Below are 15,160 nucleotides of genomic sequence, written 5' to 3'. Positions count from 1 at the left end.
CCTCCGTTATCGGGCATTGCCATGAAAGCCATTCTTCGCATCATCGACCAGGCGCGCGCATCGCCCATGCGCATCGTGCTGAGCGAAGCCGACGATCCGCGCGTGCTGCAGGCCGCGCAACGCGCGAGCCGTGAAGGTGTCGCGCGTATCGTGCTGGTGGGCGACGCCGCGCGCATTCGCGAGGCCGCCGCGAGCTTCGATATCGATCTGTCCGGTATGGAACTGGTCGAGCCCGCGAGTTCGCCGCTCGCCGCTGCCTACGCCGCCGAACTGTTCGCGCTGCGCGGCGAGAAAGGTATGACGCTGGATCAGGCGCAACAGGAAATCCTCAAGCCGCTGTGCTTCGCGAACCTGATGGTGCGTCTCGGCGACGCCGACGGTTCCGTGTCCGGCGCCGTCAACACCACCGCCGACGTGGTGCGCACCGCGATTCAGGTGATCGGCATTGCGCCGTCGTTCAAACTCGTGTCGAGCTTCTTCCTGATGATGCTGTGCGAGCCGTTCCACACGCTCAAGGGCGGCTTGATCTTTTCCGACTGCGCGCTCGTTGTCGAACCGGATGCCGACCAGCTCGCCGAGATCGCGATTGCCGCGGCCGACAGCGGACGCAGCCTGCTGATGGATGAACCGCGTGTCGCCATGCTGTCGTTTTCGACCAGCGGCAGCGCGCATCATGCCGCGGTCGATAAAGTGGTCAACGCGACGCATCGAGTGCAGGAACGTCGGCCGCATCTCATGATCGACGGCGACGTGCAGCTCGACGCCGCGATCGTCTCCGAAATCGCGCTGCGCAAGGTCAAGCATTCGCAGGTCGAGGGGCACGCGAATGTGCTGGTGTTTCCGAGTCTCGAAGCGGGCAACATCGGCTACAAACTCGCGGAGCGGATCGGCGGTGCGAAGGCGATTGGGCCGTTGCTGCAGGGCTTACAAAAACCGGCTAACGATCTGTCGCGCGGGTGCAGTGCGGATGATATTTACTATGTGATCGCCGTGACGGCGGTCCAGGCGCAAGCGGCGCTTGCGCGCGTCGGATCCTGTTAGTCGGTTTACCATGATGAGCTCACCACTTCTACGGAAGGAGAAATGATCGGATAGTGAACGGGTGACACACACGGAGAGTTCACTATGCGTATTTTTCTCACGGGCGCGACGGGTTTTATCGGATCGGCCCTCGTTCCCGAGCTCATCGCAGCCGGCCATCACGTAATCGGCATGACGCGTTCGGACGCCGGCGCGCAAGCGCTTGCCGATGCGGGCGCCGAAGTGCATCGCGGCACCCTGGAGGACCCCGCGAGCTTGCGCGAAGGCGCCGCGAAAGCGGATGCCGTCATCCACGCGGCCTTCGATCACGACTTCTCGAACTTCGTCGCGAATTGCGAGAAGGATAAGCGTGCCATCGCCGCACTCGGGTCCGCGCTCACCGGCTCGGATCGTCCACTGCTCATTACGTCCGGAACGGGTGTGGGCAGCGGTGAGCACGGCGAACCGGCGAGCGAAGACGTTTTCAACACCGCCCACCCCAATCCGCGGATCGGCTCGGAACTGGCCGGCAATGCGCTGCTTGAGGCCGGCATCAATGTATCGGTGATGCGGCTGCCGCAAGTTCACAATCCTTTCAAGCAGGGGCTGATCACGCCGCTGGTCGCCATTGCCCAAGAGAAAGGCGTGGTGGCCTATGTGGGCGAAGGGCGTAATCGCTGGCCCGCGGGTCATCTTTCCGACGTTGTGCGTCTGTATCGGCTCGCGATCGAAAAGCGCGAGCCGGGTGCCCGTTACCATGCGGTCGGAGAAGAAGGCATCAGCAGCCGCGAGATTGCCGAGTCGCTCGGACGCGGTCTGAACCTGCCGGTCGTGTCGATCTCGAGGGAAGAAGCGGCGGCGCACTTCGGATGGATGGGGATGTTTGTCGGTCTGGATATGCCGGCGTCGAGCGCGCTGACGCAGGCACGGTTGGGCTGGAAGCCGACGGGTCCGACGCTGCTTGCCGATCTCGACGAAGCACGATACGTGTAAGGATCGTTGCGCTTTGAAGCCTATCTGATGGGCAGAGGGTCGGGCTATGCCGCCCGATCCGTCGACGCCGCAAGGCAAGAAACGCCGCACGAGCGCGCCCTGCCCGTTCGCAGCCGACCGGCGCTCACGGTCGTTTCGGCACCGCATTCGCAGCGGCAAGTCCACAATCCATCGCCGGCGTACCGCAGCGTTGTCAACTGGCCGAAAACCTCGCCGCTTTTCAGCGCGGGGGAGCCCGGCCGCGACCGCCACACACGACGCTGCTCACGGCAACCGCAATCCTGCACTTCTCCGCTTTCCACCTTCTTCAGCGCGGCAGTTACATGCCCGCCGCAGCGGCATTGCCAGAGCCACGACTCCGCGCCGCAATATTGAAGCGCGACGAGATCGCCTAACGAGCGACCAGCGACATCGCGACGCGGCGGAAAGGGCCATTGCGGCGGTAAAGGGCGGCGGATACGTTTGTTCACACGTGGTAAATGGGGTGCTGTGTGGTATTGCTCACACTTTGTTTCAATTTGTTCCAGGTGGCTGCAGGTCCCGCCCAGCAAGGCTTGGCGGCTTGAAACGGACCCCTGGCACCGTTGCGCTTCATGCGACAGGGTGAAGATTTCAAACGCGGGACCGTTAAAGGATTCAACAGATGGGGAACATATACCATGAAGATTGAATCCAGCAATTATCCGCTCACAGCTCGACAGAGCGGCGCACGAGGCACAACCGTCAATAGCGATGCGGAGGGCGCGGTCGAGTCCGTGCAACCGATCAGCGCTGCCGACGCGCAGAATTCGACCGTCAGTCTCTCGTCAATGTCGGCGGTGCACACGTCAGGCGATTCGGACATCGATACGGCGAAGGTCGAGTCGATCAAGGCCGCGTTGCGTGACGGTAGCTACCAGATCGACTCGGGCAAGATCGCCGATGGCATGCTCGGCCACGCGCGTGATTTGCTGCAAACGAAAACGCCTTGAGCAAAAGCTGAACAACGGCGTGCGCGACTCAGCCCGGCTGACCTCGCGGCTCGCTATGGATCATCAACTCCTGGAACCCGGTAACCGGATCGAACCCGCCGGCGGCCATAGGTCATAGCGCAGCCATCGGGGCGACGCTTTCGAGAGATTGGTCGCCCCTCTTCCCGTGAGATTTCCACGCGCTCAACGCGGCAACGACGCGCGTCTGCCTGCCCTTGCCTGTCGCCTGTCGCCGGACGAATGAGGGAATAAACGGCCCTCGCGAATAGTCTTGCAAGGAAAGCACACACGGAAGAGAGGGTCAAAATGGACATCATCGAGCGTTTTATTCGATTGCACCCGGCGCACCTTGCCCGCACGAAGCGGGAGCGCCGTGCTCACCAGAAAGCAAATGGCAAAGCGATGATCGGCATATTCGCCGCTACCGCGAGTTGAACGTTCAGATGCACTCCATTCTGCGCCGTTTGCAACTCGGGTCGGGTGTGGTGCTGCTCATCTATCTTTTTTTCCACCTGGTCAATCATGCGCTCGGGATCTGGTCACTCGAGCTTGCCGGACACGGACTCGCATTGGCGCTGCGACTCTGGCGAAGCAAGGCTGGCACGATCGCGCTATACGGTGCGGCGGCGCTGCATTTCTCGCTGGCGTTGCGCACGATATATGACCGTCGCCACTGGACGTTGCCACCCGCCGAATGGATCCGCCTTTGGGCAGGCCTTAGCCTGCCGCTGCTGCTCATACGCCATGCGGTGACAACGCGCCTTGCGTCCTCGCTCTATGGCTTTGAACCCGACTATGAACGCGTCATCGTCGCGCTGCTCATGAGCGGCAAGCAGGGTTTGCAACTTGCTCTGCTCGCACCCGGCTGGATACACGGATGCCTTGGACTGTGGTTCCGATTGCGCCACTATCCGTTGGCTCGTCGACTGAAGCCTGCGCTGCTGGCGCTAGTCACCCTGTTGCCGCTGCTGTCCGCGGTGGGCTTTTTCCGGATGATGCGCGCCGTCGAGGCAAAGAACTTCACTCTGCCAGCGCTCGATCCGAAACTGGTTGCGCATCAATTCGCCCTCGAAAGCTGGCGTCATAACCTCGTTACGTTTTATCTGGCGGTGATCGCCAGCGCTTTTGTTGCGGGGCAATTGCGTAACGGGCTTGAGCGTCGGAGATTGCAGAGAACCCTTGATAGTGGGCGCGATGCTGCGTAATGGCAGCACCTTGTGTCTATCGCCGTGGTGCCTCCTGATTTGCATCGAGGTTGTACTTTCAGAAAAAGTAGCCAATTCATGCGGGCGGAGACTGGGTTCGGCCGGGTACGGCCGCTCGGGGTTGTGCCGATGGCCCGTTTTGAATGTCCGATTGTGTCTGACGTTCAGACATGTCCATAATTTCGCCATCGGGTGAGCGTCGAGCTTAAAGAAGCGCCCCGCAAGCCGAGCGGATAGCGATCCCAATGCAAGCGCCAGCGATAGCCGGCGCTGCAACTTTTGCGATTCTTGAGCCGACTGAGACCAAAATTGCAATTCGCGGCAGATCAAGCGGATGAAGCCAAAACCCGGCGTAACGATTAAGCACCGATGCCGGGAGTGCGCCATGTTTGACCATCTCGTTTGCCACACCTACGAGCGCCGTACTTCCTGCAAGATATTTCGCGCGGCCCCCGTCGATCTGGAGCCGCTGGCAGCGTGGGTTCGCGACACAAACTCTGCCGTAGCAGTCGGGCCGCTTGTGCAGCAGGTCATAGGCCGTTTATTCAGTCCCAGCTTCGAAGCCGGCGAAGCCACCTGGGCCGCTGCGCAAGTGATTGCCGCGTCGCTTGCGCCGGGAAATACGCTGCGCAATCTGGCTTGGCAAATAACCGGCAAAATGACCCGCGCGAAGGCGTTACTCGCTCCAATGGTCGGCGGAGACCTTGCAGGTGTCCACGCGGTCGCCGTAGCAATACACAATGTCGCAAAAGGCCTGAATCAAATGCATAGTCTTTATCTCGATGCCTCGGTGCGGCAGACACTCTCGCCCGAGATGGTCAGCGATCGCTGCCTTTTCGCCCCGGGCGTGGTCCTTCGCCAAGCGACATCGAGTGGAACGGTCGGTGGCTGCCCCTACTCCGCAGGTACGCTGCTGTTGTTGGAGCTGGAGAAGGCTCGGCAGACGAGTGGTGACGAATCGATGATTTTCCTTGCCGACACCTGGAGTCGCTGCCCGGCCGAGCAATGGGTGCCTGCGACGCTGGCAGGCGTATGGAGGCGAGCCACAAGCGCCCAGGAACAGTAAGATCCGTAGCCGGTGGGTACACGTTGAGCAAGCCTATCGGCAATGGAGACATTCTCCTGGTCATTCGGCCGTCGGGCTTCTTGAAAAACAGGCGCTATCTCAAACATTCGACATGCAGCTACATTCAGGCGAACCACTACGGGAAGGGAATATGTCCGAGCACGACACAAATCTCCACGGTAACTGGCGATTGGTTTCCTTTGAAACCGAGCTTCAGGATTCAAAGGAGCGTACTCAACCGTGGGGCGCCGATCCCAACGGGTACCTTATGTTCAGCGCGGATGACCGAATGATGGTACTAGTCACTGCACAGGCACGCGAGCCAGGCAATACAGACGAGAAAATGGTGGCACTCTTCCGCACCGTGATGGCCTATACAGGACGATATCGGATAGAACGCGACAGGTTCATCGTAAAGATCGACTCGTGCTGGAACGAAGCCTGGAACGGCACTGAGCAGGAACGCTTCTACAAGCTCGACGGAGACACGCTCGAAGTCAGTACGGCCTGGATGCCGAATCCGTTAGTGCCAGGCAACCCGATAGGAAGGGCGATTCTCAGTCTTCAACGAGAGTCATAGTCCCTGCGTTGAATTCGCAGCGCGACGTGATCGGTGCAACCTCACACCATCCGCACGGCCCAAGCCCCCTACCGCCGCGCGCCAATCCAGCTCACCACTTCACCGAACAGCGCCATATCCGGCGGCGTCGACAGATCCACCGCAAGACAGCGCTGGTAATACGGACTCAGATCAAGCCCTACCCCAAGCCCCAACACTTCGACATCGCGCGCCGCTTCATTGCGCGCGACCACCAGCTTCAGATGATTGTCGAGGTAATACGCGTCGTTGACCTGCGCGGTCGCGCTGTCCATCGGACTACCGTCCGAAATCACGATCAAAATCCGCCGAGGCTCCGTGCGCGCGCGCAAACGCGTGCATGCCCAATCGACCGCTTCACCGTCCACGCCTTCACGAAACAGATCGGCCTTGAACAACGCGGCGAGATTCGTGCGCGCGCGCCGCCAACTCGTCGCGGCATCCTTGAACACGAGATGAGCGACTTCGTTCAGACGTCCCGGATGCTGTGGCCTGCCACCGGCCAACCAGTCCAACCTTGCCCGCCCACCATTCCATGCTCCAGTACTAAACCCGAGCACTTCAGTCGCGACGCCGGCCTGATCGAGCGCACGCGTGAGCACGTCGACCAGCACCGCGACCTGTTCGATATGTGCCCGCATCGACCCCGAACAGTCGATCAGAAAACTCACCATGCAATCGGCCATCGGCCGGTAACGATCGAGCAGAAACAGACGCCGCTCGCCCGGCGAGCTGACGAGTTGCGCGAGCCGGCGACCGTCCACACGCCCCTGCTCTTCGCCGAACGACCAGCCATCGCGACGCGGCACGGCAAGCGCCGCCTTCAGCGCATACGCGAGCCGGGGCACGTTGATGCGTTGCGCGGCGATTCGTTGATCGAGCTGGTCGCGGTATTGCGCGAGCAACTCCCTTCGAATTCCTGGGGCGGGCACAAGCTCGCGGTCATAGCGTGTCGTGTAGGCCTGATAACGCTGATCGGCCTCTCGCAGCACGCGGCTGTCACCAGTGGCCGCAAGACCCATGTCGACCTGCTCGCCGGCGTCGGAATCGAACCATAGCGCGAACATCACGCGCACGGCTTCATCGTCTTCGAGCGCGTCTACGTCCTCTTCTGCGGCGTCCCCACGCGCTTCGCGCATCATCACGCCAACCAGACGCGCCAGTTCGAGCGCATGAAGCGCGAACACGCGCTGTTCTGCGCGATGCCGACGCAGTGCCGCGAGCGACACGCCCAACGTCGGCGTGATCGCGGCGCGCGTCGCTTCGATCAGACCTTCACTTTCCTCCAGCACGGGCCAGCCCGACAATCGCGACCAGACGATCTGCGCAACCGTATAAAGCAGAATCCCAAGGTGCCCATCCGCCAATCCCGCGCGACAAAAAGCACGCGACCACGTTTCGAAACGATGCCGCAGATTGTGCACAAGCCCCGGCATCGCAACCGGCGCCAGCGCTTCGCACCGCAGTTGCTCGAACAGTTCGAACAGCAAACGTTCGACCGGCTCCGTAGGGCAAAGGCTCGCGTGCAGAACCGCGTCCGAATGCGTGAGCCGCAACGCCGCGCCATCCGCCGCACCGCGCAGCGAGGCCAGATCGTCCACTTGCGGATCGGTGCGCAGATGCGGTGCATGCAGCGGCAGCGGACGCAACCCGCGACACAAACGGCCGGCGCGGTAATGCAATTGCGCGTCGCCGGTGAACGCGCGCGCGGCCGCCGCGCACAGATTCTGCCGCTGCTCCGCACGACGCGCCGCTTGTCGCTCGGCGGCGCTCATTGCGCCTCCGTGGAGCGGACCTCACTGTCCAGTTCTCGGTCGAAGCAGCGCTGAAAATATTCGGCGACGATCGCCCGTTCGGCCTCGTCGCACTTGTTGACGAACGTGAGGCGAAACGCGAGCGCCGGGTCGCGGAAAATCTGGCAGTTTTCCGCCCAGTCGATCACCGTGCGCGGCGACATCAGCGTCGACAGATCGCCGGTGGCGAAGCCTTTGCGCGTCAGATCGGCGACGCTGATCATCGACTCGATCAGCCTGCGGCCGGCCTCATCGGCCAGCTCCGGCACGCGCGCCTGCACGATGCTCGCCTCTTCTTCGCGCGGCAGGTAATTGAGTGTGGCCACCACATTCCAGCGGTCCATCTGCGCGTGATTCAGCAACTGCGTGCCGTGATACAAACCGTTCAGATTGCCGAGCCCGACCGTATTGGTCGTAGCAAATAGCCGGAAAAAAGGATGCGGATGAATCACGCGATTCTGATCGAGCAGCGTGAACTTGCCGTCGCGTTCGAGAATGCGCTGGATCACGAACATCACGTCCGGTCGGCCCGCGTCGTATTCGTCGAAGATCAGCGCCATGGGACGCTGCAACGCCCACGGCACGATGCCTTCCTGAAACTCGGTCACCTGCAGATCGTCGCGCACGACGATCGTGTCTTTGCCGACCAGATCGAGGCGGCTGATATGACCGTCGAGATTCACGCGCACGCACGGCCAGTTCAGGCGTGCGGCAACCTGTTCGATATGGGTGGATTTACCGGTGCCGTGCAAACCCTGCACCATCACGCGGCGCTCGCGCATGAAGCCGGCGAGAATCGCCAGCGTCACCTCGGGATTGAAGCGGTACACCTCGTCGATGTCCGGCACGTGGTCGTCGCGTTCGCTGAAGGCCGGCACCATCAAGCCTGAATCGATGCCGAACACCGTGCGCACCGAAACCATGCGGTCGGGTCGGGCTGTCGAGATATCGGTCACTGCGCTCTCCTCTGTGCTCTGTGCGTCGCCTGCCTGGCCTGTGTTTGGCCAGTATTTGGCCTGCCTCACGACAAGGGCCGCGCACACGGAAAAGCGTGGCGCGGCCTCGCCGGTTCATGATACGCAGTTTATTTTTCCGATACAAATCATTCCGTTTTTTATATTTCTACGCGAGTTACGGCTTCTCGTCACGACGGAAGTACAACTGGTACAGCGCCCGCTGGCCGATCCGCCGGAACGGCGCGAATGGATGCCCCGGCAAGGGCGACGCGAAAATCGGCAGCGTCTCCTTCGCTGCCTTCCCTGCAATACGTTCGGCCAGCCGCCGCCCGGCCTGCTGCGAATACGACACGCCGTTGCCGCCATAACCCAGCGCGTAATAGATCGTCTCCCGCGGATCCGGCTGGAACACGCGCGGCATCATGTCGTGACTGACGTCCACCCAGCCCCACCACGAGTAGTCGATCGCGACGCCGCGCAGCGCGGGAAACTTGCGGACCATGCCGTCGACCAGCAGTTCGTAGTGGCGCGGATTCGGCGCATCGGCGCCGGTGATCGCGGAACGGCTGCCGATCTGCAGGCGGTTATCCGGCAGAAAGCGATAGTAAAAGCGCAGCGTGCGCGTATCCGTCAGCACCTGGGTCGTGCGGAAATTGCACGCGGCGATTTCCTGCGCGGTGAGCGGACGCGTCACCATCGAATTCGACAGGATCGGCATGATGCGACTGCGTAACGAATCATGCAGCGTTTGCGCCGTATAAGCGCCGGTCGCGATCCCCACCGCGCGCGCGCGAACCATGCCGCCCGGCGTGCGCAAATGATGAATCCCGTTGATGGTCTCCCAGCCGAGCACCGGACTCGCCGGATGCACCTTCGCGCCCGCTTCGCGCGCGAGCCGCAGATAGCCGAACGCGAGCTTCAGCGCATGGATGCCGATACCCTCGGGCTCGTGCAGCGCGCCGGCCGCTTCCGCGTCGTTGACATATTCGCGCTGAAACGTCTGCCGGTCGATCAACTCCGACGGATAGCCGAACACGTCCTTCCAGACCTTGGCCTCCGCAGCGAGCTTCTGCATGATGCGCGGCCGGTGCGCGATCAGAAAGTGGCCACCCGGTTGTGGATCGCAATCGATCTCCGCGATCAGCGACTTGAAGTTGTCGAAGCCTTCCTGAATCTCGTCGTGCATTTTCAGCGCGACGTCTTTGCCCCAGCGCTCGATCCATTGCGAACGCGACAGCCGTCCCGACGCGTTCTGCCCTTGCCCGCCGTTGCGGCTGCTGCAGCCCCAACTGGTCTTGTTGGCTTCCAGCACCACCGCCTTGATGCCGTGCTCGCGCGCGAGACACAGCGCCGTCGCGAGCCCCGTATACCCGCCGCCGATAATCGCCACGTCCACATCCACGTCAGCGGTAATCGGGCCGTCGTCGGCGGGCGGCGTGCCGGCGGTCGCCACCCAGTAGGTCGGCGCGTACTGCTTGCCCCAGCCCGGTCCGGGCGACACCAGCGGGTCGTAGGTGGGATCGTAGCGGGTATCGTCCTCGCGCTCCGACGACAGACGCTGCGCGACGCGTTCGATTTCACTGTGCTCCATCTGCGGCTCCTGTGAGCATCAAACGTTCTGCTTCGGACGTTCCTTGCGGAAGGCGCGCTTGACCGCGATCAGTCCGTCGCGGAACTCGAACAGATCGCAGCCTTCCGCCTCGATGCGCCAGCCTTCCGCATGCGTGCCCGTGAACAGCCATTCGGATACGCCGCGCTCGCCGTTCACGGTGTGACGGCCTTGCCCCCAGTGCGCGTCGGGGAAGGTCTTGAAGACCGCTTCGAACGCCGCGCGCGTCGCTTCCCTGCCGACGAAACGTGTGCCGAAGACTTCCGGCCCGCCAGCCGCGTCGAATACGCAGTCTTCGGTCATGAAACCCATCAACGCCTGCGCGTCGTGACGATTGAAGGCGTCGGAAAACGCGGCGAGCGTCTCGGCCGTGACTTGCGGTTGTGCGGTTTGTGTTTGAGCCATGAAGCTCTTCTCCTGGATGATTTTCGGTCACGCATGGGATGCCGCCACCGACCCGGCGATCCGTGCGGAAATTGTAGGCAGGGGGTTTGTCTGACGGGTAGGTCCAGTGCCGGGCTTTCGCCTGGTGCAGCACGCTACGGCACGGCTTGCGCTCCCGCGTGGCACGGGGCGCACCGTCGGGGTTTCGTCACCTCTGCGGCGTACACTGAATTGGACTCAACGAGTCCCGTCAACTGGCTCTATGGTTCTGTTTTTTTGTTCGGCAACACTGGTGGTCAGGCTCGCTTAATCATCCATGACTTCATCCGCGAGGAACCAAGGTGCTCAAATTCTTTATCGGACTCGGCATTCCGTATCTGGGCGTGATCGGCCTGCTGCCGTGGGTGGCTTCCGTCGACCGCTTCGTGTTCGGCGTGCCGTTCATCTACGCGTGGATCTTCGCGTGGTTCATTCTCACTTCCGGCTGCCTGATGATCTGCTGGCGCGTGTTCGACAGCCATCACGACGAGTCCCACCCGCAAAACCGCTAAAGGAGTGTCCGGATGGCCACCGCCGTATTCCTCGGTTTCATCGCTTTCTCGCTGTATCTTGCGATCCGTTCCAATCAGGGACGCGGCCCGCAAAGCATGCATGACTTCTTCGTGGCGTCGCGGCAGTTCGGCGCTTACCTGGTGTTCTTCCTGGCTGCCGGCGAGATCTACAGCATCGGCACGATGGTCGGCTTTCCGGGCGGCATCTATGCGAAAGGACCGACCTACGGCGTCTGGTTTCTCGGCTACATTCTGCTGGCCTATCCAGTCGGCTATTTCATCGGCCCGAAAATCTGGCAAGCGGGCAAACGCTATAACGCGATCACGCTGCCCGATCTGTTCAAGGGCCATTTTCAGAGCCGTCCGCTGGAGTTGATCGTGGCCGCCTCGGCGATCGTGTTTCTGCTGCCATGGGGCGAGTTGCAATTCACCGGACTCGTCGCCGCGTTGAACGGTCTCGGCTGGCACTTCAAACCGCTGTATCTGATCCTGTTCGCCGCGCTGCTCGCGTTCACCTATATCGCGATTGCCGGCGTGCGCGCATCGGCCTACATCGCCGTGCTGAAAGACATTCTGATGGTCGCCGCGATCGTCGTGACCGGTGTCGCGGTGGCCATGGAAACCGGCGTGACCGACGTCTTCCATGCAGCCAGTCTGCATGTGAGCAACCGGATGAACTCGCATCAGCTCACCTTCTCCATGAGCACCATGCTGTTCCAGTCGCTCGGCTTTTACGTGATGCCGTTCGCGGTGCAAAACTTCTTCACCGCGAAGAGCGCGAACACGATCCGCCGCACGCAAGTCGCCATGCCGCTCTACATGCTGATGTATCCGTTCCTCGTGGTCGCCTCTTACTATGCGATCAGCCAGAACCTGCAACTGGCGTCGCCGAACGAAGCGTTCTTCGCCGCCGCGATCCGTCTGCTGCCCGGCTGGCTGCTCGGGCTCGTCGCCGCGGGCGCGTCGTTGTCCGGGTTGCTGGTACTGGCCGGCATCTGTCTGGCGATCGGTCCGATCGTCACGCGCAATCTGCTGCCCGGCATGCCCGAGTCGCGTCAGAAGAAAAGCGCGAAAGTGGTAATCGTGCTGTATCTGCTGGTGTCGATCGTGATGACGCTGCTCACGCCGAATCTGATGCTCACGCTGATCAACACCACCTACTACGGCGTCACACAGTTCTTTCCGGGCGTGATCATCATTCTGTTCGGCCTGCGCGTGCGGCCCGCCGCGATTGCTTGCGGCATGTTGACCGGACAGGTGCTGGCGGTCATTCTGTATATGCTGCAGGTCGACCTCGGCGGCTTCAATCTGGGACTGCTGTGTCTCGGTGTGAATCTGCTGGTGCTGACCGCGGTGAATCTCACCGCGAAAGCGAGCCGTGCGCATGCATTGCCCTGACCGAACCACTATTCCTGCCCATGACACAGTCAGATAACCGAAACCGGACTCAGGTGTTCGTCGCGAAGAAGATCGTGACGATGAACCCGATGCAGCCCCACGCCACCCACGTCGCGATTCGCGACGGCCAGATTCTGTCGGTAGGCGACGCGGACGACGTGAAGCAATGGGGCGATGCCGACGTCGTCGACACCTTCCGCGACAAGGTGCTGATGCCCGGCTTCGTGGAAGGGCATTGCCATCTGATGGAAGGCGCGATGTGGGACGCCGTCTACGTCGGCTACTACGACCGCCGTGGCCCCGATGGCCGCCGCTGGCCGGGATTGAAAACGCTGGACGCGGTGATCGAGCGTTTGCGCGAAGCGCAAGCGGACATGCCGTCCGCCGACGCGCCGCTGCTCGCGTGGGGCTTCGATCCGATCTTCTTCGGCACGCAGCGTCTGACCGTACGCGAACTCGACACGGTGTCGGCCGAGCGTCCCATCGTGATCCTGCATGCGAGCGTCCATCTGATGAACGTCAATTCGCTGATGCTGCAACGCGCGGGTATCGACGAAGAAACCGATATCGACGGTATCGACAAGGACAGCAGCGGGCAACCCACCGGCGAATTGCAGGAGTTCGCGGCGATGTTCCCCGTGTATCGGGTGATCGGCGGCGGCTTGTCGATCGCCGCGAGCGAGAGCGTCGAGGCAATCTGGAATTTCGGCCGCGTCGCGCAACTCGCCGGCGTGACGACCGCCACCGATCTGGTCAACGACTTCTCCGAACGCGGCAATCGCAATCTGCGCGACGTCACCGGGGCGGCGGATTTTCCGGTGCGGATCATGCCCGCGTTCGCGCCGCAACGCAGTCCCGAAGGCGGCGCGCAACGGGTGCTCGACGCCATGAAAACCGCGACGCCGAAGCTGCATTTCGGGCCGGTCAAATTCATCGTCGACGGATCGATTCAGGGCTTCACCGCGCGGCTGAAATGGCCCGGCTATCTGAACGGCAAGCCCAACGGTTTATGGCTGATTCCGCCGAGCCAGTTCGTCGAGGTGTTCACGCCGTTCCATGAAGCCGGCCTGCAACTGCATGTTCACACCAACGGCAACGAAGCGACCGAACTCGTGCTCGACGCGTTCGAGCAGCTTCTGACACGCCATCCGCGCCGCGATCATCGGCACACGCTGCAACACTGCCAGATGGCGGACGCGAGCCAACTCGGGCGTGCGGCGAGCCTCGGCCTGTGCATCAACTTCTTCTCGAATCACCTTTATTACTGGGGCGACGCGCACTACACGCAGACCATGGGCGCCGATCGCGCGAACCGCATGAACGCGGCCGAATCCGCGCGACGTCTGGGCATTCCGTTCGCGTTTCATTCCGATGCGCCGATCACGCCGCTCAATCCGTTGTTCACCGCATGGTGCGCGGCGCAACGCGAGACGTCGTCGGGCCGCATTCTCGGGGCGAGCGAGCGCGTGCCGATCGCGGATGCATTGCGCGCGATCACATTGGGCGCCGCTTACACGCTGAAGATGGATCACCTGGTGGGCAGTATCGAAGTCGGCAAATTCGCGGACTTCGCGGTACTGGCTGAAGATCCCGCCGAGGTCGCACTGGAAAGACTCAAAGACCTCGAAGTGTGGGGCACGGTGCTCGGCGGCCGCGTCTTCCAGGCGCCGGTGGGATGAGCGCGATTCCGCTCGTCGTGATCGGCGGCTATCTCGGCGCCGGCAAGACCACCCTGCTCAACCACGTCCTGACGAACGCCGGCACGCGCCGTATCACGGTGCTCGTCAACGACTTCGGTTCGATCAATATCGACGCCGCGCTGATCCGCGAACGCACCGACGACGTGATCAATCTCGAGAACGGTTGCGTGTGCTGTTCGATCGGCGGACGGCTGGTCGACGCGCTGCTCGCCATCAGCTCGCGCGACGATCCGCCGGATCTGCTGATCATCGAGGCGAGCGGCGTGTCGGACCCGGTTCGCATCGCGCAGATTGGCTTGCTCGATCGGGCGTTCCGGCTCGACGGCGTGGTCGTGCTGGTGGATGCCGAGCGCATCGAGGCGACGCTTGCCGATCCATATGTCGGCGATATCGCGCAACGGCAGATTGAAGGTGCAACGGCCCTCGTGCTGAACAAGATGGATCTGCTCGATGAGACGTCGCGCGAGACCGTGAGAACGCGTGTCGAAGCGCTAGCGCATAGCCGCGTCATGCTCGAGGCGGTTCATGGCGTGGTGCCGCTCGGTTTGATCTTCGACCGTCAGGTCGTGCCCGCCCGGTGTCACGACGGGTCGCCGTTGTCCGCCGCTGCCTCGCCCACACCCACGCTCGCAGCGCTGAGCAGTTTCTCTTTCGTCACCGACGCGTGCCTGAGTCGCAGCAAGCTCAAGGAAGCGCTGCAAAGTTTTTCGGCGAAGCTGCTGCGCGCCAAGGGCTTCGTGCGTCTGGACAGCGACGGTGCGTTGCATGAATTGCACGTGGTCGGCCGTCGTGTGCTGATTACGGCATCGCCCACGCGAACGGCGGCGGAGTCGCTGATCGTGCTGATCGGCATGTTCGATCGGGACGAGGAGTCGCGTGCGAGAGCCGCGCTCGGCGCGGCAGAAATCTGACAGCG

The 15,160-nt window shown here is 62.2% G+C and carries 15 protein-coding genes; 11 read left to right on the top strand and 4 right to left on the bottom strand.

The genetic code is table 11. The features are described 5' to 3' along the window. The first annotated feature begins 21 nt into the window (after positions 1–21). The 7 genes from pta (at position 22) to FA94_RS08645 (ending at position 5,835) form a co-directional block, all read left to right on the top strand. Complete coding sequence (gene pta / locus FA94_RS08675) at positions 22–1,041, top strand: phosphate acetyltransferase (RefSeq protein WP_035561665.1); 1,020 nt, start codon at positions 22–24, stop codon at positions 1,039–1,041. 84 nt (positions 1,042–1,125) lie between these two features. After that, complete coding sequence (locus FA94_RS08670; protein WP_035549729.1) at positions 1,126–2,013, top strand: SDR family oxidoreductase; 888 nt, start codon at positions 1,126–1,128, stop codon at positions 2,011–2,013. A 659-nt stretch (positions 2,014–2,672) separates the two neighbouring features. Then, positions 2,673–2,984 carry a flagellar biosynthesis anti-sigma factor FlgM gene (flgM, locus tag FA94_RS08660; protein WP_035549724.1) on the top strand — a complete coding sequence of 104 codons (312 nt, stop codon included), beginning with the start codon at positions 2,673–2,675 and terminating at the stop codon, positions 2,982–2,984. Positions 2,985–3,290: 306 nt separating this feature from the next. Beyond that, positions 3,291–3,419: a hypothetical protein gene (locus FA94_RS39740; protein WP_286165981.1), complete on the top strand. Its 129-nt coding sequence runs from the start codon at positions 3,291–3,293 to the stop codon at positions 3,417–3,419. 8 nt (positions 3,420–3,427) lie between these two features. Then, positions 3,428–4,189: a hypothetical protein gene (locus tag FA94_RS08655; RefSeq protein ID WP_197070192.1), complete on the top strand. Its 762-nt coding sequence runs from the start codon at positions 3,428–3,430 to the stop codon at positions 4,187–4,189. 385 nt (positions 4,190–4,574) lie between these two features. Beyond that, positions 4,575–5,255, top strand: coding sequence for a hypothetical protein (locus tag FA94_RS08650; RefSeq protein ID WP_231584901.1), 681 nt, complete (start codon positions 4,575–4,577; stop codon positions 5,253–5,255). 151 nt (positions 5,256–5,406) lie between these two features. Continuing rightward, the gene (locus FA94_RS08645) at positions 5,407–5,835 is read left to right on the top strand and encodes a lipocalin-like domain-containing protein (RefSeq protein WP_035549718.1); all 429 of its coding nucleotides are present in this window, start codon (positions 5,407–5,409) and stop codon (positions 5,833–5,835) included. Between the two features lie 68 nt (positions 5,836–5,903). On the opposite strand, the gene FA94_RS08640 is transcribed toward FA94_RS08645, so the two are convergent. The 4 genes from FA94_RS08640 to FA94_RS08625 form a co-directional block, all read right to left on the bottom strand. Then, on the bottom strand, positions 5,904–7,628 hold the full coding sequence (locus FA94_RS08640; protein WP_035549716.1) for a cobaltochelatase CobT-related protein: 1,725 nt from the start codon (positions 7,626–7,628) through the stop codon (positions 5,904–5,906). Beyond that, positions 7,625–8,602, bottom strand: a complete 978-nt coding sequence (locus FA94_RS08635; protein ID WP_035549714.1) for an AAA family ATPase — start codon at positions 8,600–8,602, stop codon at positions 7,625–7,627. Before FA94_RS08635 ends, FA94_RS08640 begins: the two co-directional genes overlap by 4 nt. Positions 8,603–8,777: 175 nt before the next feature. Next, entirely contained in the window at positions 8,778–10,193 is a 1,416-nt protein-coding gene (locus FA94_RS08630) for an NAD(P)/FAD-dependent oxidoreductase (RefSeq protein ID WP_035549711.1), read from the bottom strand. A gap of 18 nt (positions 10,194–10,211) precedes the next feature. Further along, complete coding sequence (locus FA94_RS08625; protein WP_035549708.1) at positions 10,212–10,616, bottom strand: nuclear transport factor 2 family protein; 405 nt, start codon at positions 10,614–10,616, stop codon at positions 10,212–10,214. 320 nt (positions 10,617–10,936) lie between these two features. On the opposite strand from FA94_RS08625, the gene FA94_RS08620 reads away from it, so the two are divergent. The 4 genes from FA94_RS08620 to FA94_RS08605 are packed head-to-tail and all read left to right on the top strand — an operon-like array spanning position 10,937 to position 15,155. Next, on the top strand, positions 10,937–11,146 hold the full coding sequence (locus tag FA94_RS08620; RefSeq protein WP_035549705.1) for a DUF3311 domain-containing protein: 210 nt from the start codon (positions 10,937–10,939) through the stop codon (positions 11,144–11,146). 12 nt (positions 11,147–11,158) lie between these two features. Next, on the top strand, positions 11,159–12,544 hold the full coding sequence (locus FA94_RS08615) for a sodium:solute symporter family protein (protein WP_035549702.1): 1,386 nt from the start codon (positions 11,159–11,161) through the stop codon (positions 12,542–12,544). A gap of 20 nt (positions 12,545–12,564) precedes the next feature. Next, positions 12,565–14,223 carry an amidohydrolase gene (locus FA94_RS08610; protein WP_035549700.1) on the top strand — a complete coding sequence of 553 codons (1,659 nt, stop codon included), beginning with the start codon at positions 12,565–12,567 and terminating at the stop codon, positions 14,221–14,223. After that, positions 14,220–15,155, top strand: a complete 936-nt coding sequence (locus FA94_RS08605) for a CobW family GTP-binding protein (RefSeq protein WP_035549696.1) — start codon at positions 14,220–14,222, stop codon at positions 15,153–15,155. The genes FA94_RS08610 and FA94_RS08605 overlap by 4 nt, the downstream gene beginning before the upstream one ends. Positions 15,156–15,160: the final 5 nt, after the last annotated feature.

The organism is Burkholderia sp. 9120 (assembly GCF_000745015.1).
Lineage (GTDB): Bacteria > Pseudomonadota > Gammaproteobacteria > Burkholderiales > Burkholderiaceae > Paraburkholderia.
The sequence above is the reverse complement of the archived record's forward strand: the minus strand, read 5'-3'. Positions and strand labels throughout refer to the sequence as shown.

Bases quoted from the DNA above. Each gene is read 5' to 3' on its own strand.
- FA94_RS08650 (WP_231584901.1), top strand. From the start codon at position 4,575: ATGTTTGACCATCTCGTTTGCCACACCTACGAGCGCCGTACTTCCTGC.
- FA94_RS08605 (WP_035549696.1), top strand. From the start codon at position 14,220: ATGAGCGCGATTCCGCTCGTCGTGATCGGCGGCTATCTCGGCGCCGGC.
- FA94_RS08615 (WP_035549702.1), top strand. From the start codon at position 11,159: ATGGCCACCGCCGTATTCCTCGGTTTCATCGCTTTCTCGCTGTATCTT.
- FA94_RS08610 (WP_035549700.1), top strand. From the start codon at position 12,565: ATGACACAGTCAGATAACCGAAACCGGACTCAGGTGTTCGTCGCGAAG.
- FA94_RS08630 (WP_035549711.1), bottom strand. From the start codon at position 10,193: ATGGAGCACAGTGAAATCGAACGCGTCGCGCAGCGTCTGTCGTCGGAG.
- FA94_RS08655 (WP_197070192.1), top strand. From the start codon at position 3,428: ATGCACTCCATTCTGCGCCGTTTGCAACTCGGGTCGGGTGTGGTGCTG.
- FA94_RS08645 (WP_035549718.1), top strand. From the start codon at position 5,407: ATGTCCGAGCACGACACAAATCTCCACGGTAACTGGCGATTGGTTTCC.
- FA94_RS08625 (WP_035549708.1), bottom strand. From the start codon at position 10,616: ATGGCTCAAACACAAACCGCACAACCGCAAGTCACGGCCGAGACGCTC.
- pta (WP_035561665.1), top strand. From the start codon at position 22: ATGAAAGCCATTCTTCGCATCATCGACCAGGCGCGCGCATCGCCCATG.
- FA94_RS08670 (WP_035549729.1), top strand. From the start codon at position 1,126: ATGCGTATTTTTCTCACGGGCGCGACGGGTTTTATCGGATCGGCCCTC.
- FA94_RS39740 (WP_286165981.1), top strand. From the start codon at position 3,291: ATGGACATCATCGAGCGTTTTATTCGATTGCACCCGGCGCACCTTGCC.
- flgM (WP_035549724.1), top strand. From the start codon at position 2,673: ATGAAGATTGAATCCAGCAATTATCCGCTCACAGCTCGACAGAGCGGC.
- FA94_RS08640 (WP_035549716.1), bottom strand. From the start codon at position 7,628: ATGAGCGCCGCCGAGCGACAAGCGGCGCGTCGTGCGGAGCAGCGGCAG.